Origin of the sequence: Pseudomonas sp. NFACC45 (assembly GCF_900113505.1) — a bacterium.
GTDB classification, from domain to species: domain Bacteria; phylum Pseudomonadota; class Gammaproteobacteria; order Pseudomonadales; family Pseudomonadaceae; genus Aquipseudomonas; species Aquipseudomonas tehranensis.
Genome location: NZ_FOPO01000003.1, coordinates 499,978 through 525,310 on the forward strand (window position 1 = coordinate 499,978; position 25,333 = coordinate 525,310).

The following is a 25,333-nucleotide window of genomic DNA, read 5'->3' on the forward strand; positions in this document are numbered from 1 at the left end:
TCGCCACGGTACTGCGCTGACTGGGAGGCTAAACCTCCACCGGCACCGACAGCTTCGGGTTGCCCAGCGGATGAGTCTTGGCATCGAAGAACCGCAGTTCAACCGCCAACCCCTGGAACACCTTGGCGTAATGGCGCTTCTGGTGCTGGATGAACGCCTGGCTGCGGGGGTAGATCGAGATCGCCACGGTTTTCGGCGCGGCCTGGCGCAGGGCATGGACGATGTGACTGTCCTGTTCGCCCAAGGCATGGCCGAACAGGCACAGGTTGTCGCGGTGGTGCAGCAACTGGTCGTAGCAGAACGATAGGTAATCGGAGCTGCGGATGGTCTTGAGCTTGTCCTGGCTCGGGCCTTCGTTGACGAACAGCGGCACGTCGTCAAGGGTCTTGATCGTATTGTTGATGGCGAAACTACCCAGCAGCGTGCCTTCGGTGGCGGTCAGTTTGCGTGCCGTGCCGTCCTGGTTGCGCACCAGGTGCAGGCCACCGTGCAGGTACAACAGACGGGGTTTGTCCGTGCCGGCCTGGCTCAGATCAAAGCTGTGATCGTTGCCCAGGAACAGGTCGGTGACGGTCTCGGGCGCATGCTGGATCGCCCAGTAGTTGAGCAGATCGTAGTTGGTGGTGAACACCGTGCGATAGCGGCCCAGCTCCTGATTCAGCGTCGCCAGGGTCGCAGGTTCCACCAGTCGCCACGGGATATGCACCGCGTGCACGGTGTTGATCAGTGCTTCCTTGATTGCGTAGTAGCGGTTGCGCGGTGCCGCGGAGCTCACGGCCAGGGCCTTGTTGACCCGGCTGGTGGTTTTCAGCGCGCCGAGTACCTGTTCGAAACTGCGGGTCTGCATCGCGTCGAACACACTCATTTCCGACGGGCTCAAGGGTTTTTCTTCGACGGTGCGAGCGTTTTCGAACAGCGAGTCATAGCCGAAATCGTCCCAAACGGCGCGGCTGGCGCCGTTACCCAGCAGCAAGCCACTGAAAGCGGTGCTGGCGCGCAAGGCTTCCCAGTCTTCGAGCTGGGCGTCGTATTGCTGGAAGTCGGTCATTGCGAAAGTGATCTCAAAACGTGGTTAAGGCAGGGCGCGACTTTATCACGACCCAGTCTTGAGCCAGATCAAGATGCGCCGTGACCAGTCGGTCATTCTGGTAGCCCTGCCAATCCCGGCCTCTTCCAGGAGCATCTCCCATGAGCAGCACTTTTTTCATTCCCGCCGTGAACGTCATGGGGCTGGGTTGCCTCGACGAGGCCATGACCGCCATCCGCAACTACGGCTTTCACAAGGCCCTGATCGTCACTGACGCAGGGTTGGCCAAGGCCGGCGTCGCCAGCAAGGTGGCCGAACTGCTGGCGCTGCAGGACATCGATTCGGTAATTTTCGACGGTGCCAAGCCCAATCCCAGCATCGCCAATGTCGAGCGCGGGCTGGGGTTGTTGAAGGAGAGCCAGTGCGATTTCGTGGTGTCGCTGGGTGGCGGTTCGCCCCACGATTGCGCCAAGGGCATCGCCTTGTGCGCCACCAACGGCGGGGAAATCCGTGACTACGAGGGCGTTGACCGCTCGAGTAAACCGCAGTTGCCACTGATCGCCATCAACACCACGGCAGGTACGGCCAGCGAAATGACTCGTTTTTGCATCATCACTGACGAGACTCGCCACGTGAAAATGGCCATTGTCGACCGCAACGTGACGCCGCTCATGTCGGTCAACGATCCGGCATTGATGGTGGCGATGCCCAAAGGGCTGACGGCCGCCACCGGCATGGATGCGCTGACTCATGCGATCGAAGCGTACGTATCCACGGCTGCCAATCCGATCACCGATGCCTGCGCGCTGAAAGCGGTCACTTTGATCAGCAATAATCTGCGTCAGGCCGTGGGCGACGGTAACGATCTGACGGCACGGGAGAACATGGCCTACGCGCAGTTTCTCGCGGGGATGGCGTTCAATAATGCCTCGTTGGGTTTCGTGCATGCCATGGCCCATCAACTGGGCGGTTTTTATGACTTGCCCCACGGCGTGTGTAATGCAGTGCTGTTGCCCCACGTACAAAGTTTCAACGCCTCGGTATGTGCCGCTCGGCTGACCGACGTGGCCAATGCCATGGGTGCCGATACGCACGGTCTCAGTCCGGAGGAAGGCGCACGGGTTGCCATTGCGGCGATCCGCAGCCTGGCCCGGGACGTAGACATTCCGGCCGGCCTGCGTGATTTGGGCGTGCGCCTCAACGACGTGCCGGTACTGGCTGCCAACGCATTGAAGGACGCTTGTGGCCTGACCAACCCGCGGGCAGGGGATCAACGGCAGATTGAGGAGATTTTCCGCAGCGCCTTTTAAGCGACCCGTGCTGGCATAAACCGCCCGCACAGCAGCGCCGTCACGGCCAACAGCGTGCACAACGCCGCCAGCGGCCAGGCCTGTTGGCTCAACAACAGGCTGGCCGTGGCGCCGATGAGTGAGGCCATCAACTGATGCAGAAAACCGCTCAACGCCATGGCATAAGCGCCGGCCACCGGTGAACCCTCGTTGGCCAGGGACAGGCTGATGGGGTAATTCAACGATTGACCGAATACCGCGAAGCAGTACGGCAACCAGAACAGCAGCGCGACACTGCTCAGCGCGACGCTCCCCAGCAGCATGGTCGCACTGCCGCCCAGCACCAGCGCAAGGCCCCAGCTCATCAATCGTCGTTGGCCGGTGCGTAGCACCAAGGCGTTGACCGCCAGCGCGCCGAACAGGTACGCCGCACTGATCGGCCAGCCCAGCAGGCCGTACTCAATCGCTGACCAATGAAAGCTTTCCTGCAGGATCAGTGGCGCGGCGGTGTTGAACGCGACAATCACGCCGTAACCCAGGCCGCCGGCCAATGCTGGCAATAAAAACCCTCGGGATCTGAGTATCCTGCCGTACACGCGCCACGCCGATTGCCCGTTGCTGCCTTCTGTCAGCACTGCAAACCCGACCCGGGACACTGCGACCGCCATGGCCAGGCTGACCGCACCCAACCCGTAGAAGATCGCTTCCCAGCCGAAGGCAACCTGGATCAAAGAGCCCAGATATTGACCGATGCCAAGGGCAATCACGAAGGCTATAGAGATCCATGAGAGGGCCTTGGCCAGCAGATCGCCGCTGAAACTGTCACGGATCAATACCCTGGCCATCACCGATATACCGCTGGCGCCGATGCCCTGAATCAACCTGAGCGTCAAAAACGCCTCCACTGTTGTACCCAGCGGTAGGGCCAGGTTGCTCAGGCCGTACAACCCCAATGCCGCCAGCAATACCGGTTTGCGTCCCAGACGCTGGCTCACGCTGCCCCACAGCAACATCGGCAGCGCCATGCCGATCAGGTAAACCGACAAGCCCCAGGAAACCCGGGACGCATCGGCCCCCAGATCCCGAGCAATGTCGGGCAGGGCCGGCAAGTAGATGCTCATGCCCAGTTGTGCCAGGAAGACGGTGGTGCAGGTGATGATCAGGGTCGTACGGTTCTTCATCAAGGCGCTCGTTCAAGGACGGATGTCACGCCCGTGTGCCTGCAGCAGATCGGTGATCCGTTCGCAGAACGAGCGAATCACGTCCGTCTCCATGTCGGCGCGCAGGGTGATGCGGATTGCGGCCTTGTCTTGCGGCACAACGGGGAAAAAGACCGCTGAAGTGAAATACCCCAGGTCGGCCAGTTCGACTGCCAGCCTGTTGGCCAGGGCTGCTGCACCGCAGGTCACCAGGCGGATCGCCATGGTATTGCCGAGCTGCTCGGTGCGGATAAGGCTATCGAAGAGGCGGATATTAGCCTGCAAACGCTCCTGCAAGGCGCTGAATTCTCGACTGCGATGCAGGCGGATCGAGGCCATGCCGGCGCCAATGGCCGCCGCGTTCAGGCTCTGGGACCAATTGCTCGGCCCGCCGTAGCGCTGCACCAGTGTTTTGTGCCGTTCACTGCCAAACATCGCCAGGCCGCCACTGGCCCCGAATGATTTGGCCAGCGAGGCGACAATCAGCGTGCGCTCGTCCACGGCGTGGAAGCGTGAACGGACCAGGCCCGCTCCGCATTGCCCTATGGCCGACAGCGCGTGGGAGTCATCCAGATAGAGAAACAGGCCATAGCGCTGTTTGAGGTACAGCAGGCTGTCCATATCGGTCACCCCACCCATGCTGTAGGCTCCATCGGCCACATACGCCACGTTGCGCTGGCGTTTGCACACGTCTTCGAGAAAGTCCATGTCGTTGTGGGGGCCGGTGATGACCTGGGTTTCATCGGCGCAGGCGGCCTTGAGGTGGTTCATCGAGTAATGGGCATGTTTGTCAAACACCATGACAGGCGGCCGATTGTCAGTGAACGCGCCGCTGGCCAGCAACGGCAGGATCCCGGCGCTCGCTGCGCTGCATGACAGGGCACTGAGGCAACTGGCGCCAAACAACTCCGACAATTGGGTTTCGTATCGGTCCAGGATCGCCAGCTTGCAGCGGTTTTTCGAGTTGGCGACGCGCAAGGTGCCGGTTTCCCACAGGGCCGTCATGGCCCCGTCCAGCAACGCGGGATGGTGGTCCAGACCCAGGTAGGACGTGGTACAGAAGTGGTGAAAGGTTCGGCCGTACTGGTCGACCAGGACGTTGGGTGTCTTGACCTCGACATTCAGCCCTGAGATTTTTCCGACTTCGGCGCTCCGCCAATCCTGGTCCGCCAGGGAAATGACTTTACGGTAGTTGGTGTAGCGATGGGTCGGCTGTGCTGTCTGGCTCATGGTGCGATTACATTCCTTGGTTGAGTGGTGCTGTCCGTGGGGGCTGTTTCTGTGTGTTTCCAGACTTTACAGATCATGATGCGGGGCTTTGAATCGGCCGTTTCCGGCGTGTTTGAGTGTTACCGGAGACTTCTGTGTAGGATCTTGCCTAAGGGGTTGGGCGGGGAATCCATTTGCGCTGTCGGAGCTGGGCAACGCCATGCTTTCACCCTTGAGCCCACGGCACGTGACTCATCCGTTTCTTTTCCAAAGGTTGCTCGTCGATGCTCTCAGGTTTCAATCATCTGACACTGGCTGTCACCGAGCTGGACCCCAGTGTGGTTTTTTATAGCGAGCTCTTGCAGCTTCGTCTTGAGGCCCGGTGGGACACAGGGGCCTATTTGTCGCTGGCCGGATTATGGTTGTGCCTGTCTGTTGACCCGTTGCGCAAGAAGACGCCTGCGGCGGACTACACCCATTACGCATTCAGTATCGGTGCCCAGGACTTTCCGGTACTGGTGGCGCGGCTCAAGGCGGCTCAAGTGGTGTCGTGGCGCGACAACCGCAGCGAAGGTGACTCGTTTTACTTTCTCGACCCGGACGGGCACAAACTTGAAATCCATGTGGGAGATCTGCCTTCCCGGCTACAGGCCTGTCGACAGGCGCCTTATGCCGGCATGGAGTTTTTTTCGGCTTCGTGATCCTGCGTGCAGAGCCAGATAAACTGCACCACGCCGATATCCGACAGGACCGCCCGTCATGACCCCCTCGCTGCTGTTCACTATCCTTGCCAGCGGCTTCATCTATGGCATCACGCCAGGGCCTGGAGTGCTGGCGGTGTTCGGCATTGGCGCCGCACGAGGGCGGCGGGCCGGGGCTGGGTTTCTCTGCGGGCACCTTTTGGGAGATGTGATCTGGTGTGGCACCGCGCTGGTAGCGATTGTCGGTGCACGGGAAATAGGCAGCGTAGCGTTCGATGTATTGGGCGTGATCAGCGGGCTTTATCTGTTCTGGTTGGGCCTGCGGGCCGTTCGTGCCCGCGCAGGCAGCGCCGGTGCGCCACAAGGCCCGGCGCGTCAGCCGTTCTGGCACGGTGTGATATTCGGCCTGACCAATCCCAAGGCCTACCCGGTGGCGGTGGCGACCTTCACGGCTTTGCTGTCCAGCCGTGCCGAGCTGCTGCACTGGTCGATGTTGCCTTGGCTGATCGCACTCAGTTTTCTGGGCGGCCTGATCGCTTACGCTATCCTCATTGGTATTGTTGGCGCGAGTCGGGTCCGCGTGCTGTATCAGCGTCACGAACTGACAATCACCCGGTTGTGTGGCGTGATGTTCATTGGTTTTGCCATCAACGCCTTGTGGCATGCAGTGCCAGGCTTGTTGGCCAGCAAGGCGTAAGGCTGACGTACCGGCTGCGCACGTAAGGCTTTCTTCAACGTTGCATTATCGGAAGATCACCAGCCCCATGGACACTCGCAATTCCGCGCCGCTGGCCAGCTACATTGATCTTTTGATGGACGCCGTGTGCGCCGTCGACGGTCAGGGGCGTTTTGTGTTTGTCAGCGCCGCTTGTGAGCGCATTTTTGGTTACACCCCGCAGGAATTGATCGGTCAGCCGATGATCGACCTGGTGCACCCTGCCGACCGCCAGCGCACTCTGGAGGCGGCGCGGGAGATCATGGACGGCGAACCCAAGCTCAATTTCGAGAACCGCTATCTGCGCAAGGACGGGCGGGTGGTACATATTTTGTGGTCGGCGCGTTGGTCGCCGGCCGACGGGTTGCGGATCGCCGTGGCCCGGGATATCACCGAACGCAAGCAGGCCGAGTCCCGGCAAGCAGCGTTGTATGCGATTTCCGAGGCCGCCCATGCCGCAGCGGACTTGCTGGCGTTGTTCAAGCGCATTCACCTGATCATTGGCGAATGGCTGCCAGCGCTGAACTTTTCGGTGGCGCTGTATGACGAGCAGTGCGAGCAGTTGACCTTTGCCTATCACGTCGATGACCTGGAGCGACAGCCCGATGTGCCGGGCTCGGTCACCAAGCGCCTGTGCGCCGAAGTGATTCGCAGTGGCCAGCCGATCCTGCTGACGCCCGGTTGCGGTCAGTTGCCATTGGGGTTTGGTGACCTGGTGGCGCAACCGAGCGCCCCCTGCTGGCTGGGCGTGCCACTGATCTCGCAGAGCGGTACGATCGGTGCGTTGATCGTCAAGAGCGCGCAAGACAACCAGCGCTACACCGAGCAAGACAAGGAGTTGCTGCAATACGTCTGTGCGCAGCTCACCATCGCCATTGAGCGTCAGCAATTGCACGCCCGGTTGCAGCGCATGGCTCAGTACGATCAGTTGACCCAGATACCCAACCGCGAATTGCTGCGCGAACGCTTCAAGGCCGCACTGGCCACCGCCCGGGCGGCGTCTGGGCGCATGGCGCTGCTGTATATCGACCTGGATCGCTTCAAGCAGATCAACGATACCTACGGCCACGCAGTGGGCGACATGTTATTGCAGGCAGTGGCCAGCCGGCTCCAGGGCTGTGTGCGCGACACCGATACCGTGGCGCGTATTGGCGGCGATGAGTTCGTCGTCCTGCTCCATAGTGTCCAGACTTTGGAAGATGCCCACCGTGTGCAAGAAAAGATCCGTCATGCACTGAGCCAGCCGCTGCGCCTGGACGGGCACTGCCTGAGCATCGAACCGAGCATCGGCGTGGCCTGTTTCCCCGAACATGGCAGCGAAGATGTTGCGCTGTTCCGCCACGCTGACGAGGCGATGTACGCCGCCAAACGCCAGAATCACCAAACGTTCGGTATTTGACTGCGCGCCGCCGTTCGTCGTGCCGCAGGACGTTTTTTCAAACCTTTCAGTCCCCGATCCTTTCGAATGTCCTGAGAGCCCCGCTCGCCGGAAACATTGTCCCCGATCGAACGAAGGCGTCTGGAGCGGGTCGCAGATGTGGGAGAACCACCACCATGACCCTCGATATGCGCCTGTCGAAAGCCGACATCGGCTGCAATCGGGAAGGCATCTTGTTAAAGCGTCACAGGTGGTTCTGATTCAGTGGTGGGAAGACCCGCCGCAACTTCTATCAGAGGAGGGCGTGACCATGAGCCGGATGGCCACCTTATTACGCACCACCAGTCTCGTCGTGCTGATGGGCCTGGGGGCTAGCAGTGCTTGGGCACAATCGCCTGCCGAATTTATCAATGATGCTTCGGCCAAAGGCATGGCTGACATTGAGGCCAGCCGTATGGCCCACGGCAAAGCCGAGTCCAGGGAAGTCAAGGATTACACCATCATGGTGATCAATGACCGCACCACCGCCAACCAGCATCTGGCCAAGATTGCGAAAAAGCTCGACCTGCCTGTCCCACCACCGGAAGAAGTGGCTGACAAGGCCAAGAGCCTGATACCGCCCGTACCGCAAGTGCCCGAAGGCGAGTCGTTCGATGCTGCCTATGCCGCCAGCCAGGTCAAGGCCACCGAGGAAGCCATCGCGCAGATCGAGGAGCAGGCCAAGACCACCGAGGTGCCGGAAATCAAGGCGTTCGCCGACGAAACCCTGCCCAAGTTGCAGACCCATCTCGAAATGGCCAGGGCGCTCCAGGCCAGTCGCTGATTCGCCGCACTTTTTAGTATTCCGGGCCAGGGCGCTTGCGTCCCGGCTCACTTTGCCCGCCGAAAAGGAGAAGTTCGATGTCTACACGCCGAGAACCCAACCAATACGCGATGCAGAACCCCTTGACTCAATATCCCCGTCCGCCGTTTCCCGACCAGCCGCAGTCGCCACCGGGTATCGATCAGGACATGGTGCCCAAGCCCGATCACGGTGAAAAAAGTTATCAGGGGTTCGGGCGCCTGGAAGGGCGCAAGGCTTTGGTGACCGGTGGCGACTCGGGCATCGGTCGCGCCGCCGCCATTGCTTACGCCCGGGAAGGCGCAGATGTGGCGATCAACTATCTGCCCAGCGAGGAGCGCGACGCCCGGCAAGTCATTGAGCTGATTGAGGCCGAAGGTCGCAAGGCGATTGCAATCCCCGGCGATCTGAAGGATGAAAAATTCTGCGGCCAACTGGTGAGAAGCGCCCATGAGCAACTGGGCGGCCTGGATATTCTGGTGAATGTCGCGGGTAAACAGGAAGCGCAGAAGGACATTGCCGATATCACCACCGCGCAATTTGATGACACCATGAAAACCAACATCTATGCGATGTTCTGGATCTGCAAGGCAGCCGTACCGCTGATGCCGGCGGGGGCGACGGTGATCAATACGGCGTCGATCCAATCCTACGATCCGTCTGCCACGTTGCTGGACTACGCCACCACCAAAGCGGCCATCGTCGCATTCACCAAGGCGCTGGCGGGGCAGGTGATCAGCAAGGGCATACGGGTCAATGCTGTGGCGCCGGGCCCGATCTGGACCGTGCTGCAACCCAGCGGCGGACAACCCCAGGAGAAAATTCCCACCTTTGGTTCTCAGGTTCCAATGAAGCGCCCCGGCCAACCGGCCGAATGTGCACCACTTTATGTGCTGCTGGCGTCACAGGAATCGAGCTACATCACCGGGGAAGTGTTTGGCGTGACGGGTGGTAATCCGCTGCCTTGATGCTAAGCCGCGCGAGTGGGCAATCCCCACTCGCGCCGTCTGCTCAGCACTGATTCAGATCGATCTTGTTTTTTTGCTCCAGGCCTTGTTCGGCGCCAAGGTTTTTGGCTTCCTCCTCACCCATCGCCTGGTAGTGTTTTCGCATCGCTTCCAATTGCTTGAGGTCCAGGGACTCCAGGCCGAGCATCGCGTTGTGTGCATGCTTGGTCGCCCGTATCAGCTCGTCCACCTTCAGATGCAAGATGTCGGTATCGCGGTTCTGTGTGTTCTGAATCAGGAACACCATCAGGAATGTGATGATCGTGGTGGAGGTGTTGATGATCAGTTGCCAGGTATCGTTGAACTGGAAAAGCGGCCCGCTGGCGGCCCAGAGCACCAACAACACCAGCGCCCCCAAAAATGTCTTGGGGCTACCCGCCCACAGGGCCAGTTTTTGTGCGATTTTTGCGAAATTCATTGCTGCGTTTCCTTCTGGGATGCACCTGTCTGGTGTGACAGCAACGAAGCGATGAAAATTCTACCGACATGGGCGGCGCGGCCTTAAGTTCATTGACCCGCAAGGTCGTCGCAACCATTTGCCGTATCCGGAGGTCACTGCTTAAAGCCCTCAATCGGAGTACACCATGAATCTTGCGCGTACCTTTTGCTTGACCTGTTGCCTGTTCGCTCTGCAAGGCTGCTTTGACAACTCGGACAACGAGACCAAGGACAACACCGATGGCACCAAGTCGTCGGTGCAGATGCAGGAGTCCGGTTCGGAGAAAAAATAACCGGCCTGTTGCAAAGAGCTGGATGTGTGAGCGAGCCTGCTCGCGATGGCGTCGGATCAGCGGGATTGATGTTGCTGACAGGGTGCTATCGCGAGCAGGCTCGCTCCCACAGGGTGTGGGGCAGGCCTGCTTTCAACGTCCTTGCTGTAACACCTTCAGCGCCGCCGATGCGAGAAAACCGGAGCGGCTTTTTTCTTCAGGATGGTGCAGCACGTAATCGTCGATACGGTTCAGCAGATAGCCGGGCAAGGTGATGTTGAGCTTCTGCGCCTTACCCAGATATTTGGTCACATCAATATCCACCAGCGCCCAGGTGCAGCCTGCGTATTTCGCATTGGCCGCATGCAAGGTGACTGTATTGGCCGATGGAATCGGCGAGCCGTCCTCCGCCAGAATCTCGAAGTGCCCCTCAATAGCCTCGCGGGCCATTGCCATGGCTTCGTCCAGGTCATCGCCAGCAGAAAAACAACCGGGAATATCCGGTACTTCAACGCCCCAAGCGTGCTTCTCATCGCCCATGGAAATTGCAATCGGGTAAAGCATGTCAATCGTTCTCCGGGAGTGCATCACCTCCGCGTGGTGTGCGTGGTAGGTACTATACCCACCTTGCTCTGATGATCAACACTATAACCACCGAGTGTAAGCAAGCGCCGTCATCGCAACCCAGTCTAGAAGCCGCGTTGGGGTTATTTCTGGATGTGAAGCACAACGAAATGCATCCGCACTACGACTGCTGCACAAACGTCAGCCGCACAGCAAACCCAATCAAAAGACTCCCAAACAACCACTGCTGCATACGCTGGGCCGAAGGAGAGCGCTGGAGCCAGCGACCGAGCGCCACGCCCACCAGCGCATAGGCGCTGTCAAACAGCAAGCCGACGCTGACCAACACCACGCCGAGGGTTGCAAACTGCCCAAGCACTGGCCCGCCCTGTGGGTCGATGAACTGCGGCAACAACACCGAGCAAAACAGCAGCGCTTTGGGATTGAGCAGGTTGGTCAACAATCCGCGTCGAATCGACTGGTGCCACTGTCGGCTTCCTGCCTCAACGCCGGCCCCTTCAAAGCTTGGCAACAACGAAGTGCGCAGGCATTGAAAACCAATCCATAGCAAGTACGCGGCACCGGCCAGGCGCACCACGTCAAAGGTCCAGGGCGCGGTCTTGAACAACGCCGAAAGCCCCAACGCTGCCAGCGCGACATGACACCCCCGAGCGATCCCCAGACCCACGGCTGTCGCCAGCGCCGCGCCTTTACCCTGACGAGCGCCGGTTTGCAGCAGCAGGATCATGTCCGGGCCGGGCAACAGGTACACCACCACTAACGCCATCAAAAACAACCAGAGCTCTGCCACACCACACCTCCTGCATATCGACGATTTCGGTAGTGTCAGTCTAGGGTTGAGGGGCAGGGCAGGTGGTTGCGAAGTCAGCTTCTAACACCGCTTAAATTGGCATAACCTGCTACATATTCACTTGGATCAATCGGAAAATGCCAATTCATGAAACTGGATGCCTTCGACCGCAAAATCCTCGCCGCGCTGCAACGCGACGGCCGCCTCAGCAACGTGCAACTGGCCGAAGAAATCGGCCTGTCCGCCTCACCGTGCCTGCGCCGCGTGCGGATGCTGGAAGAGGCCGGCGTGATTCGCGGCTACCAGGCCGTCCTCGATCGCGACGAAGTGGGCCTGGGGCTGACAATCTTTGTCGGCGTCAAGGTTGAACGGCACAACGACGAACAGGCCGAAGCGTTTCGCCAAGCGGTCACGGCGTTGCCGGAGGTGATCTCTGCGTTTCTGGTGTCAGGCGAATCGGACTTTCTGTTGCAAGTGGTGGTGCCCGACTTGCGGGCCTACGACCGTTTTCTCACTGGGCGACTGCTGAAGTTGCCGGGGGTGAGTGACATCCGGAGTAATTTTGCGATTCATACGGTGAAGACGCCGGGGGCGCTGCCGTTGGGGCATTTGCCGGGGGGCGGTTGATATTTTCGCAACTGGGCGTACTCAATGACGATCGTAGACCCGAACGGACCCTATCACGTGTTTTTTGAGATACGTCGGGCTGCCAAGAATAAGCCTCAGGACCTGAACCTTGTCGTTGAAAGCGCTTATCACCAAACCGACAAACCGCCTCGATTACTGGGCAGGATGGGCTTTATATTGCTGTGCGGTAAGATCCACATGCGGCAGCCAACATCGACCAAGCGTTAGAGACAGAAACGAAAAAAGACGCCGCAGGCGTCTTTTTCGTATTCGGTAAAGCAGATCCAGACACCACTTACGAACCGCCTTGCGCGGTTACGACTTTCGTCGCTGGGAAGCGCTCAATCTCATCTGGTCAGTCGCTTCGATGGGGATGAATCTAGAGAGAATTGCCACGTTCGTCAACCCGTTTTCTGCTTGTTAGCGGAGGGCTGATGCGAGTGGGGCATTGCATCTCACTTTACCGGTTTTGAATTCAGACTCACACTCTAGAGACAGTGTTCTATGCTGCTATCAAGCCCCGCGTAGTGATAGTGACCGTAAACGACCGTTCACTGCGGCTCTGTATCCGGCCTTTACCCTTGCCAACGGACGGCGCCTGATATGAACCTGTTGACCAGTTATACCGACACCAACGACCCGTTGAATCAACGCATCTTGAACAACCTGGAAGCGGGGCGGCCTGGCGGTCTGAAAGTAGATCTTTATCTGGGTGACCAACCTGCGCTGGATCTGACCACGAATAACCTGACGCTTTTATCGAGCCAGCAATACCCTTACACAGCCCTCGGAACGATAGGCATACGAAAGTTGCTGGATCCGCCCGAGAGTAGCGTGGTCAGCCAGATTGTGAACCGTCACGCTGTACTGCCGAGCAATTCCAGCGCCGACCAACTCGTTCTACTCGACGTGCAGGGCCAAACTGAAATCTCACAGGCACTGAGGCGGGATGCGCGTCATACCCAAGGTAGCGCCTATAGTCATCCGCTGTTCGACTCAACTAATCAGCATGTGCAGTGGATTCGGACACATCGTGCGCAGATGTTGCTGGCATTCGAGGATATACGGCAGCAAGGGATCGTGCGTCGGCAGGCAAAAGAAGCGTGGGATCACTACGACGCCGTTTCCAGGCTCGACGCCACGACCAGGGAAGCGGTGAACACCTGGCTTCAGGGGGAGGATCACAGCCTCGGCTGGGACCGGTTCAAAAGAAACGATGTCAAATCTGGAAATCGCTTGAGCACCCACTACACGAACCTTCGTGGAGATCTGAAGACCTCGCAGTCCATAACGTCGGCCCGCGGGGAATATGCAGCAAGCAAACTCCTGATCACCGCGTATGGCACGGACTACCAGATGAAAATGGGGAAGTCCGCAAACGGGATGCGCCCCAATGGAATAGACCAGATCTGGGTCAAACGCGACATGCGCACAGGCAACGTAATTGAGTACCTGATTGTTGAAGCGAAAGGAAGCGTCAACGCGACACTGGGTCATCCCAGTACCGGCCAGCAAATGTCACCCAAATGGTTGTTCTGGTGCCTTATCAATATGGCAAACAAAAACGCATCGTACATAGGGCCTGAAACGAAGACGGATTTACCTGTAAAAATCCTCAACGCATTAATCAACCCAGGGGGGATTCCCGTTCGAGGCATTGTCTTTCACTCGCTCCACGGATCGAAGAATGAAAGCAAGGTCGTGCAGATGAACGATATCGGACTCTACCAATTCGCGTCTGCATTCGAGAACGCATCGAAGGGGGACGGACTGTTCACCAACGCGCCTACACAACAGTACATCGCGTTTAAGTGACGAGGGGCGGCTCACTTTCGGCTGCCCCTCACCCATTCAACGACATCGGCCTATGGCCCCCCGATGGCAGGCGCCAATATTGTTTTCGTGTAGCGGCCGCCACCTGTTTGGATCTAAACCTGCGAGCGGGCAGAGGCCTGGTCGCGGGTTTTCCAAAGCGATAGCAGCACACCGCCCAGCAACAAAGCCAGGGTCACGCTCAGGGAAATCACCGCCGGAATCTTGCCGATGATGCCGACCAGGAAAATCTTGCCGCCGATAAACACCAGCACCAGCGCCAGGGCGTACTTGAGATAGGCGAAGCGGTGAATCATCGCCGCCAGAGCGAAATACAACGCACGCAGGCCAAGGATGGCGAAGATGTTCGAGGTGTAGACGATGAAAGGATCCTGGGTGATGGCAAAGATCGCCGGCACGCTGTCCACAGCGAACACCAAGTCGGCGCACTCAATCAGCACCAGGGCCAGGAACAACGGCGTCGCCCAGAGCACGGACTTACCACGGGTATCCACCTGGCGGACGAAGAAGCGCCCTTCATGCAAGTAATCGGTCACCCGCATGTGCTTGCGCAGGAACTTCACCAGCAGGTTTTCGCTCAGGTCCGGGTGGTCATCGATCTTGCTGAACAGCATCTTGACCCCGGTCAACAGCAGGAAGATGCCGAACACATAGAGAATCCAGCTGAACTCGGCGATCAGCGCCGCACCTAGGCCAATCATGATCGCGCGCAGCACGATCACACCGAGAATGCCCCAGAACAGCACCTCGTGCTGATACTTACGCGGGATTGAGAGAAAGCTGAAGATCATCGCCATCAGGAATACGTTGTCCATCGACAACGATTTCTCGATCAGAAAGCCGGTGTAGAAATCCATCCCGGCGTCACCGCCCTTGACCTGCCAGACCCAGAGCCCAAACAGCAAACTGGCCGTGATATAGCCAGCAGACAGCAGCAGGCTTTCACGCACGCCTATTTCTCGATGCTCACGGTGTAACACCCCGAGGTCGAAGACCAACAGGCTGATAACGATGCTGATAAAAACGAGCCACAACCACGTGGCGGTGCCGAGAAAGTCGGCAAAAAAGAACGGTTCTAGGGCAGTCATAAGCCCCTCCTCTCAGTGTCGAAGTTGTACAAACTGCAACTCCGACATGGCAGCGATTCGCTGTCAGAGGGGCCCGGCGTTGTGGGAAAAAATTTAGAGAGGCGTGGGGGATTTCTCAATCAGGTAAGGGTTGCAAGGTGTTTCGGTGGGGGAGGGTGTGGCTGAGGTTGGAGTGTTGATTGATGGAAATTGAGTAAACCCTGCTTTCCTGGAGAGGTTCAAAGAGAGGTACGCTTTGGCTGATGGCTGACTGTTATGACCGGTAGAAAATGGCCGGTTCTGCCTTTCTTCAAGGGCAGCTTTCGGCCAAAAGCGGTCTCTCACAACCTGCTGCACGGTGCTTTGGTGTACATTGAAAATCATGCCCTGAGGGCCCGGATTCTTGCAGTTAATTCCGCCTCAAGTTGCGCTATCCTTTGGTCATTTCCGAGATACCTTATGTGGCGGAGGTGTGCAATATTGAATGGTATGTCAGCGGGGTCTAGGGCATTCAGAGATGTCTGGGATCTGGAGTGAGGACTTCCATCGCAGCTATCACGGCATAAATGCCCTCGTAGCCCACAAGTGGCTTCAGATGTGCCGGGGTCAATCACTCGCAGCCCGCATTGATGGCATATGGCTCGCTACCGAGCCCATGGGTATGATTGGGCGCTCAAACGCATCGGTGAAGTATCTAATCGCCCAATCAACCTGCCAGGTCTTATATGCAAAACTCCATCGCGTCAGTGCTTAGAATGTGGCCATACAGCGCCGGGAAAGCCGAGATTTTCGTCACTGCTTTTCTTTCGTATATTGGGTATCCTAGGTTGGAGAATGTGGCACCGTTGGGTGGGCGAGATGGTGGGCGAGACCTTCAAAGCCTAGATGGAACCTTGAGAGTCGCTTGCTATTTTCCTATTAAAGAATTTAAGCCCTATGACGAAATCGAGGCCAAATTCCTAAGTGACATGGAAAAGGCACGAAAGGGTGGAGCCGAAAGCTTCACCTTTGTCACCGGGCAGATGTTACAGCTCGCTGAGAAATTGAAGCTAAAAAAATTGAGCTTCACGAAAGACACGACCATTTACGACTGCAATGACATTCTGAACGTGGTTAGCGCGCCTGAGGCAGGCTTTCTGCGAGCTGAGCTGGGTTTTCCTGAAATAAAAAAATCACACGATCAGGATTTTTTCGAAACTTTATTCTCGACCGTGAGCTTCAGTCAACTCATCCATCTGTTTAGCGAGTCATCAGAGCCCAAGATATTTCCCGGCGGCTTTTTTGAACTTTTTGACAACCTGGACATATTCAGGCGAACCGCCCAGCCTGGCTTGCTGAGTGAAGATCTGAAAAATGCATATTTGAGCTGGGGGAACGCTGTTGATAGCTTCCACCAGCAACTGCTCGGTCTTGAACAGTTTGATTACAGATATGAAAACCAGACATTTGTGATGAAACCCGTCCCCTATGCGGAGTTTAAAAGCATTTCCGATGCGGTCAGTACTACATTCTCTGATTTGGCGGAATGCACGATGGAGCTTGCCAAGCTTGTCGAGGGAGAACTGCGCCTAGCGATTCGTTGAATGAGGCTTAACGCAATCATCGCGGGCATTAGTGGTTGATGCGGTATAGGGGGGAAACGATCAAGCGTTTTGTTTCGCTTGATCGGCTGGCCTGCATGCCCGCAGTGCGCAAGCTACCAACGAGTTAGGTGTTTCTAGGCACTGTACGAAAAATAATGTCGTAGGCACCGCCGCCAGCAAGCCAGCGTGACCATCCTACCAACGCTGGGCTATCTGCAAACCTCGCTCCTGTACGAGATCTGGACGTTTGCAAGCGCTTCCAGATCTGGCGGTAAGTTGCGATCCCTTGGTCATGCTCGAATCTGAAAATACGAACGTACTCAATGCGCTTGCAGGCTATGCAAGTGGCGGGGCGGTGACGGGCAAACCCATATCCTCAGCACGCCTTGCCTTGCCCTTCAACCTTAGACGTTGAACCGTGCCGCTGAATCAAGTCCGTCAATGTCGCCTTCTTCAATTTTTAGATCTAGCATCTGGATAACTAGGTCAGCCATGTCGTCTTTAAAATTACGTTCCCCGTCATGGTTAAGAATTCGACCTATCGCTCCCGCGATCACATCTGACAATTGGATCAGAGCACTATTTTTTGATGAGGCGGTCTGCAATGAGGTCAGTTGCAGCTTATCCTCATACCGTTTTTTGAAAGTTTCCTCTACACGGTCTCTCAGGTCAGAAATAACAAAGGAGTCCAGCGATTGCTCTTCATCCACAGTTACCTCCATCTCTCTCGGCAGATCTATCCTTCCGCTTTCCAGCTCATGAGCAGCACCACGCGCAAGCATCAGCTCATGCAGCTTGAGAATTGTTTCTTCAATCGGACGATTGGTTTTCGCCCGCTCGACTGCTATGTATTTAAATCCTAGATACTCACGATTTTCTAAAATCACTCCAAGGTATGATTTCAGGGTTTCGTAATCGCTTTTACCAAACTTTGTAAAATGAACTTCTCTGTTTTTCCAGGCAGATTTCGCTTTCCATTCGCTTATGGCTTTGCTGGTGGCGAATACTGCTCTGCCATTGAGAACCCACACAGATGCGACCATTACGAATTTGTGCGTTTTCCCTGTTTCATCTGAAAATATATGCACCTTCTTGACGGGTGGGGAGTCATCAATGACTGCACCTTCCATTTTCTCTTCATTTCTTCTGCGGTTTTTTTTGATTTCAGTATCCGCTAAAAATAGCTCGTACTCGTTTTGTATTTTAGCGCGGGCACGGACTATGTAATGAAGCCTTTCCAGCTTGAATAGGTCTTTCGGTTGAATTCCGCTTTCTTTGTAAAGATCTGGTTGGAATATTTCCCAGTATTTCAATGAAAGCGAAATGTCACTGTTTCGAGTATGAGGATAAAGGTTTAAGACGTATGCTACTCTAGGCTTCAAGGAAGAAAAGTCAGCGGCAGCTACTGAAGATAGAAGCTCTTTTTTCTCCTTCTCAATTTTTTCATCCTTGGTTAAAACCTTCTTCTCCGGTTTTTTCTCGTCTTCATCAGGTGCCAGCGGAATAGCATCTTCAATGGGGTAAACCTTGTTCATTACACATTCCTTGTTTTCAAGCGGTACAGGGTTGCGTTGAGTGCTTTCAGGCGCAGCATTCCTAGATGATAGCCTATGGCTTGCATTCCGTAAGGAGGGCTTTTCAGATAGCCCGTAGCTAACGGCTGCCGGTAGGATAGAACCCCCCTCAATAACAAAGGAAGATTCCATTGATCAAGCAGTGTGCAGCAGGAATGGTTGCAGTAGTGATGTGTGGCTCGGTATGGGCAGCAAGCAATAAGGATGAAGCCGCTGCACTGGCAAGCCTCACTGAGGTCCAGAAGATGTACGAGAATCGCCCTCCAGGCACTCCTAATCAGGCGGGCACGCGAACCTTGTCGAAGAAAGACATCAATGATTGCGTGACACAGATGACTGGGGCGAAGAACAAGCTCGATGCTGTGAAGCAGCAGTACGGCTCGACCAAAGCCTATCAGTCGAAGCAGACACATATGCTGACTGGTCAGGTCCGTGGTCGGTTGGGAACCTGTAAGCAGACCAAGGACACGCTGGGCTACTGACTCGCGCTCAATGCAAGGCAGATTATTGGTGACGTTCTGCCTTTCGTAGGGGATTATCTGGCAAGATTTCAGAATCTTGTATTGTCATTGTCTAGTAGGCTTGAGCTATTTTCCCGCGCGTTATGGAATGCTTCGAGACATTCGGTGAAATCATTCCTGAATTCTAAAGAGCTACGATCGTTTATCCAATAGCTGCGGATTTCATTTGCTTCGGCTTCTAGCCCTTTTAGATTTTCAGAAATCGTATCGATTTCGTCTAGGATAATTTTCTGTGCCATGGAAAACTTTCGGAGTTCCACGTATCTCCAAAACTTACCCGCTTCAATGTTTGTAACTCTTTGGCCGTAATTTAAAAAAAGTCGTAGTCCCTGTTTTTTCTAGCCGCGCGTAGAATTTAAGTTGGTTGATGAAAATAGTAAAAATATTCCCAGTCGTTATCTGAGTTTGCGGTTCGTTTTTCATGAAGGCGTCGATAAGTGGAAAGTTATCGTCGCGCTCTACATTGAACCATGAAAAGGACGTTCTGAACGAAGGCGTTGTCGTAGTTATTTTTTCATATTCTTTGAAGTGTTCATGTGCGCCGATAAGAATGCTTTTCTGTTTTTCGACCAGGTTCTCAAATTCCTGGTCGAGAATTTTAAACTTCCTTTCTATTTCAGATATTGGCATCGTTTGTTGCGTGTTATCAAAATTTCTTGAAGCTCGATAAACATAGTCGGCAAGAAAATCAGAATATTCTAGTTCTCCCTTGAGTGCCAGCTCCTGTGCCAGTGCATGGAGTTCCGCTTTGGCACCAACAAAGTCGCAATCATCTATTTTGGCAAAGATTGATTGCAGTTCCTCATGCTTCACGTTCGAATCTTTCTATGTTGTGGTAGGCAAGCGCATTGCCTGCGTGTGGGTGCGGCACCTTAATACAGGTTCTGTGCTCGCCCTCTCGCAGGAGGAATTTTATAAGCCTGCCACGCTTTGAAACCTCCGTCGAGCACTGGTATGGTCCGATCTAGAGCTTTTCATGGTAAGGGAGAGGCATGAAGATTTGGGCGTGTGCGAAGGGTGCTAATGGCTTCATCAACCGGGAGGATGGTAGGTACAAGCTGTTCTTCATTTGGCAAGTCCTCAAGATGCGCCGCCTGAACCCTGCCGAATTCAGCGCGCTTACCTTCTTCAGTACCCATTCCCGCGTAGAGAAGCGCCGTGAAATGGTCGCCGTCAAGAATGGGTATTTTCGGTACAAGAGCGTCGATGTTCAGGCTACTCGATCTGGTGGTAGCGACGGAGAATCCCTTCCACACGCCTATCTGATAGCCATCCTCTCACAGCTTCAAACGATCAATTTCCAGATTGGTGATGAGGTCGTCCCATTCACGTTCACACGCCTTGTAGCAGAGGAAACCCGTCTGCGATTTGGGAACGGCAATGTCTACGTTCCTGATCTGTATGGCGAGTTCATCTCTGACAACCCCTTCTACAAGAAGTGGGGCGGGAAGCTGGCGATTGAGGTCTGCTACTCCAATCCGTGCAGCATGCAAAAGGTCGTCGATTTCCGTGACCACGGAATCCCCATTATCGAAATCAAGATTGCCAAAAGCACTAATATTGAGACATATATTGATAAAAATGACATTGAGGGAAGTATCGAGCGAGGCTACCGCAAAATTAACGATATCGCTTCAAACCAATTGTTTTGCAGAGTCCTCTCTGACCCAGTGAGTATTGAATTTCATCAGGATTATGTTAGGCAAGCTGAAAAGGATCGAGTGGAGCTGGCAGAGAAAACCAGACAGGACATGCTGGCAATTGTCAGAAAGTACCGTGAGACGGAATCTCTTGCTGCTAATGTTTCCAAGCAACGAGACAGTATCGCTGAAGCGAAAGCTTTGCTGGCAAAGGACAAGTCTGCTTTGGTGGCTTCAAATGATGGTCTGACGCAAACCGTGGCACAACTGAATGTCGAGCTGGGGAAATACAAGACGGCGTATACGAGCAGGGGCAATGAGATCAAAAGCTTGAAGGGCGAATTGGAGAATGCCAAGGCGGGTTTTTGGGCGAAGGTCTGGCGGGCTATCAGCTCTGAAAAGGCATAATCCAAAGCACCTACCCGCGTGACTTCTTCTGGCCGGTTGTTGCCGATAGCCACCGGCAGGCATCGACCCATAGTAGTCATTCGTAATAGACGGGGATTGGCCACAAATTGCGAGCTCTGGATAGCGGCACCTGCGACGACAAGCTTGCGAAATCCTACGCCATGGTCTCGCTGGCTTGCGCCATGCTGTCCTGCGACATCTCTTCCTACTCCTAGCAACGATTGGCCTTGATATCAGCCTCGCTGCAGATGGCAGAAGGGGAGGTCGTTGAGCTTTCCCTGATCCAGACCAAATGGTCGGCAATAAGGGTGTAGACCCCTGGAAACCCTTTCCTGGCACAGCCGAAGCCAAAGCTGACCACCCCCAATTGGATGGTGGTGGTTCCTGTGCGTACGTATAGAGGGCCTCCGCTATCACCCGTGCATGCATCGTGCTTGGCATCGCCTGCGCAAAACGATTTTTCCAAGTCCCGCTCCTTATAGGCCGATTGGCAGCGGGCTTTATCGGTGATCTCGATCTTGGCCTCCATCAGCCGCGCCGAACGCGCCCCTTTTTCGGTGACCCCCCAGCCGGTGATCCAAGTTTGCGTGCCTGTCCTGAAATAGGGCGCAGACAACGATGCGTCTGCGAGCGTCACTATTCGCGTGCCCATAGGTTTGCCCAGCTTGACCAGCGCTACATCGTTGCGCAGGGTCTTGCAGTCCCAACCGGGGGCAAAAAGGATGTCCGTCGCTGTCTCAAGCTTAATGCTGTTGTCGAGCGTTACGCTGCCATGGGCCACATAGAAATGTTTGGGCTCGAGGGCGCGCTCGCAGGTCTTCGGATCATGGAAGCAATGAGCTGCGGTCAACAGCCATTTGGCGTCGATGAAAGTAGCCCCGCAAAACAGACCATCGACGCGAGGCAGCGAGCTGTAGACCAGCGCCGCCTGCCAGAGGTTGCTTTGCTCGTCGGCCTTGCGGCCATTGATGATGTCCGGCATTGCGGTGCTCAATGGACTGGGGCCATGTGGGGCCGCACTCGCCGCGTGTGCTGTCAGTAGCAGCAAGAGCCATACAAGCAAACAATATCGGAGCGTAGACCTGATCAATCGGGCCTTCATTATCCGAGCTCCGGGTAGGGAAGCGGCAAACCTGCCGTTCGGTAGGCATCGTTGGCAGCGATCTTTGCCTTGATCACCGAAGCTCGCGCTGTGGTTAGGCTGGAGGCTGATGGGCTGCCAGACGCCTGAATCTCCGCCAGTTCCTGCTCCGACTGGGTCACGGCGAGATCGGCCAATATGACCTCGCGATGGGCGGAGCGATCCGCTGCATCCTTGGTCTCCTGCACAGCTTTTTTCTGCTCGGGAATGACTTGCTGGGCGATGGCTTTGGTGAGGTCCGCCTTGGCTGAGCCGATGGCATTGCCCAAGAACGCCGCGAACTTGTTTCCCTGCCTCGCTTCGACGACGGATACATCCACGACCATGTGGCCGAACCTTGCGTTGGGTTTCACGGGCGGTACATAGCTTGCTTGGCACTTCAGCAACTCACCTGTGCCGGTTGCCTTGGGGCATACGCCTCTTGCCCAGCTTTCAAGGGCATCCGGGCTTTGTGCGTTCAGCAATGCCTTGTCGACCTCGGCTTTTACCAGCGCTATTTCACGGCTGCATTTGGGGTCGCTGATGGGGGACTTAGGAAAGTCCTTATTGTAGCTTTTGACTTTTGCGCAAAAATCATCCGTCTTCGCCACGACGTCGTTCGCTGCCAGCGGGTTAGGTGGCTGCGCAGCCTGTGGAATGCTTGCGGTGGTTTTGGCGATGAGCGTGGATTCGGCCAGCACATAAGGCGCGATGAAGGCTTCCTGTTTAGCTTGGGCTTTCTTGCCACTTTCCGGAAGCGGCGGTAGTGCCAATAGCGGGCTTGTCTTACGCATAGCAGCCTGGTTGGAAGGATTCCAGTCAGTGTTTCTCTGGATATCTTCGAACGTGAACACCGTCGAGGCGAAGGGGCTGCCGCTGCCAGGCAGGGTCATGGAAATGGCGACGCTGAGTTCGCGCTTGTTGGGTGACCAGAGCGAGGTACCTTCGAAGGTTCCAACTCTCAGCCTGTAAGGCGCAAGTTGGAAGTAGGGTGCGCCACTGAGGTGTTGCACCGTTGCTTCGAAGGTGAATACACGCTCTTGAACGTCGACGAGGCTTTGCAGAGTGCCTTCTTCCGAAGCAATGGGTGCGGGGAATCGCCCCCTGCTGACGATGAGGCAACGATGTTCGTCGGACATCTGCAGGTCTGAGTCTGCGGTCACCATATAGGGACGGGATATTGCCCTGCCGGAGGATTGCGCCAGTTCGGCACGTTCTCCGGCTTTCTTTAGGGCCATGGCGGCGGCGTCCACCGCACCTTCGATCAGCTTTGGCGCAAGGGCTACGGCGATTGGACCTAGGAACGCGGCGCGGGCATCTGTGGCGGGTTGGTCCTGGAAGCAGGTGGAGCTCCAAGCTACCCGTGTTTCCAGTTGTTGTTTCGCGCAGCCTTGGATCATGAAAACGCTGAGCATCATGACAAGCAGGCTGAATCTGTTCACCTTCGTCTCCCAGGTATCGGATACTCCGCTTTTGCACCCTCAGGTAATACGCCTTCTTCGGCTCCTAGGGCGATTGTGCTCTCAGAGTAGTAGCACTTTGCTAGATTTCAAATTGGGGAGGTTGGGGGGCTATCAACCGAGAGGATTCGGCAAGCTGGCCCGCGCCAACGTCGTGTCGGCTGGAGTCTGGGTCAACATCAAGTGTTTCTGGGCGACCTTCAGTCCTGCGCCAGTTTCAGGCTGCTTGAACGCCAGAAATCAGCCTGAAGCGAGGTACCCGTTGAACTTTCCAGAAGTCTGCTTTTGGCCGATAGCTATCGGTTGGGAACGCCAGCTTTCGATCCTTTGCAGTCATTTATATAGTCCCCTCGAAGCGGTTATCTGGCGAGAACTCTCGCCTAATTGGGAGTCGGGTTTCTTCAGACCAGTAGCGGTCGCTTGTGAGCGTCCGCTAATGGCCGATTTCTGCCTGTCGTGAGGGGCTGTAAACGACCCAAAACTGACGGTCGGCTTGGTTCATATCCAGATTCAGCAAGCCGGTCGCTCGCCCAACCGCTCTACCAACCTTACGAGATAACCGTCGGCATCCTGGACAATGAATTCTCTCTGGCCTACTTCTACATTTTCAGCCCGATACCAGGTGTCTTTGCATTCTCGATAGAGTGAAAATCCAGCCTGATCAAGTTTTTGGATGATTGGGGCGACAGCCTCAACATCAATCTGTAGGTTGATGCCTCTTCCAAACGGCTTAGTCAACGGTGCCGTCAGCCATTGACCCGCGTCCGAATCAATCTGCTCAAGCATTACTTGAGCCCCATTCAAATTAAGGTATGCAAATCCATCTTCCGGGCGTTGATAAGCTACTTTGAATCCCAGGCAAGAAACCCAAAAAGCTAAGCTGCTCTCCAGGCTGGTTACCATTAACTCCGGAACCAGTTTGTTACGTTCAAACATAAGATGACTTCCATTTCACAAGGCTCATTTGTGCAGGCGGGCAGGTTCTGCATTTATGACTTCGATGCCTCGACGGGGTCGTGGCGAGCATGATGATGCACGGTCGGGCGGGAATGATCGAGTCGCTTTTTGAGTGGCAGCTTACGCGCCGAACATCCATCCTCGAACAAGCTACATAGCCAGAAGGAAATCGGCAAACCGTCCGCTCGCCATGCTGCCGCTCACCAGCCTATCGACGCTCTGAGGTGCCTGCCGTGCGCAACGAGCACGATTCAAAGCCCAACCAGCGAGGCCAAAGGTGATAGCCAGCGTCCAGTCTCCCCGTCCCGAATCTAACGCAGTGCTGCCGGCAATTCAGTCCCAAAAAACATCAACAAAACTCTCGATGTTTATTGATCATAAACACATCCCAAGGCGCATGTTTAAAGACATCCGGCGTTACGTCCTAAAGGCTACGACATCTTGCGTCCTTACTTACGCGTGCGTCAGAATCCGCTGGCTTGTGCGCTGTGCCCCTCGGCTTCTATCGTTTACCTGCCACTGCCCATCAGTGGTCGGGTTTAGTCGCCCGGTCGGTTTTAGCAAGGTGCATGAGCGCCATTCAGTCAGGTCATTCTATTCCTGTACTTGATGGTGGTTGTGCGCAGGGCGCCCTTGGGCGCGCCGGGTTTGCTAATTCCACCGGTCGACTAACCTGCGTACAGCCGCCACCCTCTTTTAGTCGAGAGCGGTTGCGGCCCCAACTCTGGAATTAGACATATGTTCAAGGTTACCCCCAACCCCCCGGATATCGATCCAGTACCCTACGACGCCTCTCTCGATCCTAAGAAGCTAAAAGAGGCGGCAGACCGCGCACTCAGCTACTACCTCAATCCTGGGGCGCCGAAAACGCAGATACCGCCCCGCAAGTCCGGCAACATCTTCCTCATCGACCCAACGGTGGATGACGAAACGCTGCTTGTCCACGCCTGCGAATCGCTGGCGTCGGCCAGCGATATGGCCAGTGATATCGCCGGCGCAATGGAAGGCTCGCAGCGCAACACGATGATGGTGCTGCAACAGGTGATCATGTTGAGTGAGTTAGCGGTGAATCGCGTACTGGATAATCAGCAG

General features: G+C 55.8%; 26 protein-coding genes and 1 pseudogene. 14 read left to right on the top strand and 13 right to left on the bottom strand.

Annotated features, from left to right (window positions below):
• Positions 1–28: 28 nt before the first annotated feature.
• Entirely contained in the window at positions 29–1,048 is a 1,020-nt protein-coding gene (locus tag BM132_RS07970) for a DUF4917 family protein (RefSeq protein ID WP_092454420.1), read from the bottom strand.
• Between the two features lie 140 nt (positions 1,049–1,188).
• Between BM132_RS07970 and yiaY the strand changes: the two genes are divergently transcribed.
• The gene (gene yiaY / locus BM132_RS07975; RefSeq protein WP_092397212.1) at positions 1,189–2,337 is read left to right on the top strand and encodes an L-threonine dehydrogenase; all 1,149 of its coding nucleotides are present in this window, start codon (positions 1,189–1,191) and stop codon (positions 2,335–2,337) included.
• On the opposite strand, the gene BM132_RS07980 is transcribed toward yiaY, so the two are convergent.
• Entirely contained in the window at positions 2,334–3,497 is a 1,164-nt protein-coding gene (locus tag BM132_RS07980; protein WP_092454422.1) for an MFS transporter, read from the bottom strand. The genes yiaY and BM132_RS07980 overlap by 4 nt on opposite strands.
• Positions 3,498–3,509: 12 nt before the next feature.
• Entirely contained in the window at positions 3,510–4,745 is a 1,236-nt protein-coding gene (locus tag BM132_RS07985; RefSeq protein WP_092454424.1) for an aminotransferase class I/II-fold pyridoxal phosphate-dependent enzyme, read from the bottom strand.
• Positions 4,746–5,008: 263 nt separating this feature from the next.
• Here BM132_RS07985 and fos point away from each other — a divergent pair, with 263 nt between their 5' ends.
• From fos to BM132_RS08010, 5 genes are all read left to right on the top strand, one after another.
• Positions 5,009–5,425 carry a fosfomycin resistance glutathione transferase gene (fos, locus tag BM132_RS07990; RefSeq protein ID WP_092454426.1) on the top strand — a complete coding sequence of 139 codons (417 nt, stop codon included), beginning with the start codon at positions 5,009–5,011 and terminating at the stop codon, positions 5,423–5,425.
• A 58-nt stretch (positions 5,426–5,483) separates the two neighbouring features.
• The gene (locus BM132_RS07995) at positions 5,484–6,122 is read left to right on the top strand and encodes a LysE family translocator (protein ID WP_092454428.1); all 639 of its coding nucleotides are present in this window, start codon (positions 5,484–5,486) and stop codon (positions 6,120–6,122) included.
• Positions 6,123–6,189: 67 nt separating this feature from the next.
• Positions 6,190–7,539: a sensor domain-containing protein gene (locus BM132_RS08000; RefSeq protein WP_092454430.1), complete on the top strand. Its 1,350-nt coding sequence runs from the start codon at positions 6,190–6,192 to the stop codon at positions 7,537–7,539.
• Positions 7,540–7,828: 289 nt separating this feature from the next.
• A complete protein-coding gene (locus BM132_RS08005) occupies positions 7,829–8,341 on the top strand; it encodes a DUF4142 domain-containing protein (RefSeq protein ID WP_092397224.1) in 513 nt (170 codons plus the stop codon).
• Between the two features lie 77 nt (positions 8,342–8,418).
• The gene (locus tag BM132_RS08010; RefSeq protein WP_092454432.1) at positions 8,419–9,327 is read left to right on the top strand and encodes an SDR family oxidoreductase; all 909 of its coding nucleotides are present in this window, start codon (positions 8,419–8,421) and stop codon (positions 9,325–9,327) included.
• Between the two features lie 43 nt (positions 9,328–9,370).
• Here the strand turns inward: BM132_RS08010 and BM132_RS08015 are convergent, their stop codons facing one another.
• Positions 9,371–9,784: a low affinity iron permease family protein gene (locus BM132_RS08015; RefSeq protein WP_092454434.1), complete on the bottom strand. Its 414-nt coding sequence runs from the start codon at positions 9,782–9,784 to the stop codon at positions 9,371–9,373.
• A gap of 166 nt (positions 9,785–9,950) precedes the next feature.
• Between BM132_RS08015 and BM132_RS28445 the strand changes: the two genes are divergently transcribed.
• Positions 9,951–10,097 carry a hypothetical protein gene (locus tag BM132_RS28445; protein WP_177193336.1) on the top strand — a complete coding sequence of 49 codons (147 nt, stop codon included), beginning with the start codon at positions 9,951–9,953 and terminating at the stop codon, positions 10,095–10,097.
• A gap of 132 nt (positions 10,098–10,229) precedes the next feature.
• Here BM132_RS28445 and BM132_RS08020 read toward each other — a convergent pair whose 3' ends face one another.
• Together BM132_RS08020 and BM132_RS08025 are read right to left on the bottom strand one after the other, a co-directional pair.
• Positions 10,230–10,640 carry a type II toxin-antitoxin system HicB family antitoxin gene (locus BM132_RS08020; protein WP_092454436.1) on the bottom strand — a complete coding sequence of 137 codons (411 nt, stop codon included), beginning with the start codon at positions 10,638–10,640 and terminating at the stop codon, positions 10,230–10,232.
• A 181-nt stretch (positions 10,641–10,821) separates the two neighbouring features.
• A complete protein-coding gene (locus tag BM132_RS08025; RefSeq protein ID WP_092397232.1) occupies positions 10,822–11,451 on the bottom strand; it encodes a LysE family translocator in 630 nt (209 codons plus the stop codon).
• Between the two features lie 147 nt (positions 11,452–11,598).
• Between BM132_RS08025 and BM132_RS08030 the strand changes: the two genes are divergently transcribed.
• The 3 genes and pseudogenes from BM132_RS08030 (at position 11,599) to BM132_RS08040 (ending at position 13,893) form a co-directional block, all read left to right on the top strand.
• Complete coding sequence (locus tag BM132_RS08030) at positions 11,599–12,078, top strand: Lrp/AsnC family transcriptional regulator (RefSeq protein ID WP_092397234.1); 480 nt, start codon at positions 11,599–11,601, stop codon at positions 12,076–12,078.
• A gap of 6 nt (positions 12,079–12,084) precedes the next feature.
• A pseudogene (locus BM132_RS28665) lies at positions 12,085–12,306 on the top strand (hypothetical protein); the annotation flags it as partial.
• Positions 12,307–12,681: 375 nt separating this feature from the next.
• Positions 12,682–13,893: a hypothetical protein gene (locus BM132_RS08040; RefSeq protein WP_092454438.1), complete on the top strand. Its 1,212-nt coding sequence runs from the start codon at positions 12,682–12,684 to the stop codon at positions 13,891–13,893.
• A 113-nt stretch (positions 13,894–14,006) separates the two neighbouring features.
• On the opposite strand, the gene BM132_RS08045 is transcribed toward BM132_RS08040, so the two are convergent.
• A complete protein-coding gene (locus tag BM132_RS08045; RefSeq protein WP_092454440.1) occupies positions 14,007–14,999 on the bottom strand; it encodes a TerC family protein in 993 nt (330 codons plus the stop codon).
• Between the two features lie 704 nt (positions 15,000–15,703).
• Between BM132_RS08045 and BM132_RS08055 the strand changes: the two genes are divergently transcribed.
• Positions 15,704–16,561, top strand: coding sequence for a hypothetical protein (locus tag BM132_RS08055; RefSeq protein ID WP_143092332.1), 858 nt, complete (start codon positions 15,704–15,706; stop codon positions 16,559–16,561).
• A gap of 404 nt (positions 16,562–16,965) precedes the next feature.
• On the opposite strand, the gene BM132_RS08060 is transcribed toward BM132_RS08055, so the two are convergent.
• Positions 16,966–18,096: a DUF3800 domain-containing protein gene (locus BM132_RS08060; RefSeq protein WP_092454447.1), complete on the bottom strand. Its 1,131-nt coding sequence runs from the start codon at positions 18,094–18,096 to the stop codon at positions 16,966–16,968.
• A 170-nt stretch (positions 18,097–18,266) separates the two neighbouring features.
• Here BM132_RS08060 and BM132_RS08065 point away from each other — a divergent pair, with 170 nt between their 5' ends.
• Complete coding sequence (locus BM132_RS08065; RefSeq protein ID WP_143092333.1) at positions 18,267–18,617, top strand: hypothetical protein; 351 nt, start codon at positions 18,267–18,269, stop codon at positions 18,615–18,617.
• Positions 18,618–18,685: 68 nt separating this feature from the next.
• Here the strand turns inward: BM132_RS08065 and BM132_RS27900 are convergent, their stop codons facing one another.
• Entirely contained in the window at positions 18,686–18,895 is a 210-nt protein-coding gene (locus tag BM132_RS27900) for a hypothetical protein (RefSeq protein WP_143092334.1), read from the bottom strand.
• A gap of 43 nt (positions 18,896–18,938) precedes the next feature.
• Positions 18,939–19,469: a hypothetical protein gene (locus tag BM132_RS08070; RefSeq protein ID WP_092454451.1), complete on the bottom strand. Its 531-nt coding sequence runs from the start codon at positions 19,467–19,469 to the stop codon at positions 18,939–18,941.
• A gap of 179 nt (positions 19,470–19,648) precedes the next feature.
• Between BM132_RS08070 and BM132_RS08075 the strand changes: the two genes are divergently transcribed.
• Positions 19,649–20,704 (top strand): hypothetical protein, encoded by a 1,056-nt coding sequence (locus tag BM132_RS08075; RefSeq protein ID WP_092454453.1) that lies wholly within the window; start codon positions 19,649–19,651, stop codon positions 20,702–20,704.
• A gap of 211 nt (positions 20,705–20,915) precedes the next feature.
• On the opposite strand, the gene BM132_RS08080 is transcribed toward BM132_RS08075, so the two are convergent.
• From BM132_RS08080 to BM132_RS08090, 3 genes are all read right to left on the bottom strand, one after another.
• On the bottom strand, positions 20,916–21,686 hold the full coding sequence (locus BM132_RS08080; RefSeq protein ID WP_177218146.1) for a S1 family peptidase: 771 nt from the start codon (positions 21,684–21,686) through the stop codon (positions 20,916–20,918).
• A 119-nt stretch (positions 21,687–21,805) separates the two neighbouring features.
• A complete protein-coding gene (locus BM132_RS08085) occupies positions 21,806–23,266 on the bottom strand; it encodes a hypothetical protein (protein ID WP_092454457.1) in 1,461 nt (486 codons plus the stop codon).
• A gap of 528 nt (positions 23,267–23,794) precedes the next feature.
• On the bottom strand, positions 23,795–24,220 hold the full coding sequence (locus BM132_RS08090; protein WP_092454459.1) for a bleomycin resistance protein: 426 nt from the start codon (positions 24,218–24,220) through the stop codon (positions 23,795–23,797).
• A gap of 759 nt (positions 24,221–24,979) precedes the next feature.
• Between BM132_RS08090 and BM132_RS08095 the strand changes: the two genes are divergently transcribed.
• Positions 24,980–25,333 (top strand): DUF6124 family protein (locus tag BM132_RS08095; RefSeq protein ID WP_092454461.1); only part of this gene is annotated, 354 nt, incomplete at its 3' end.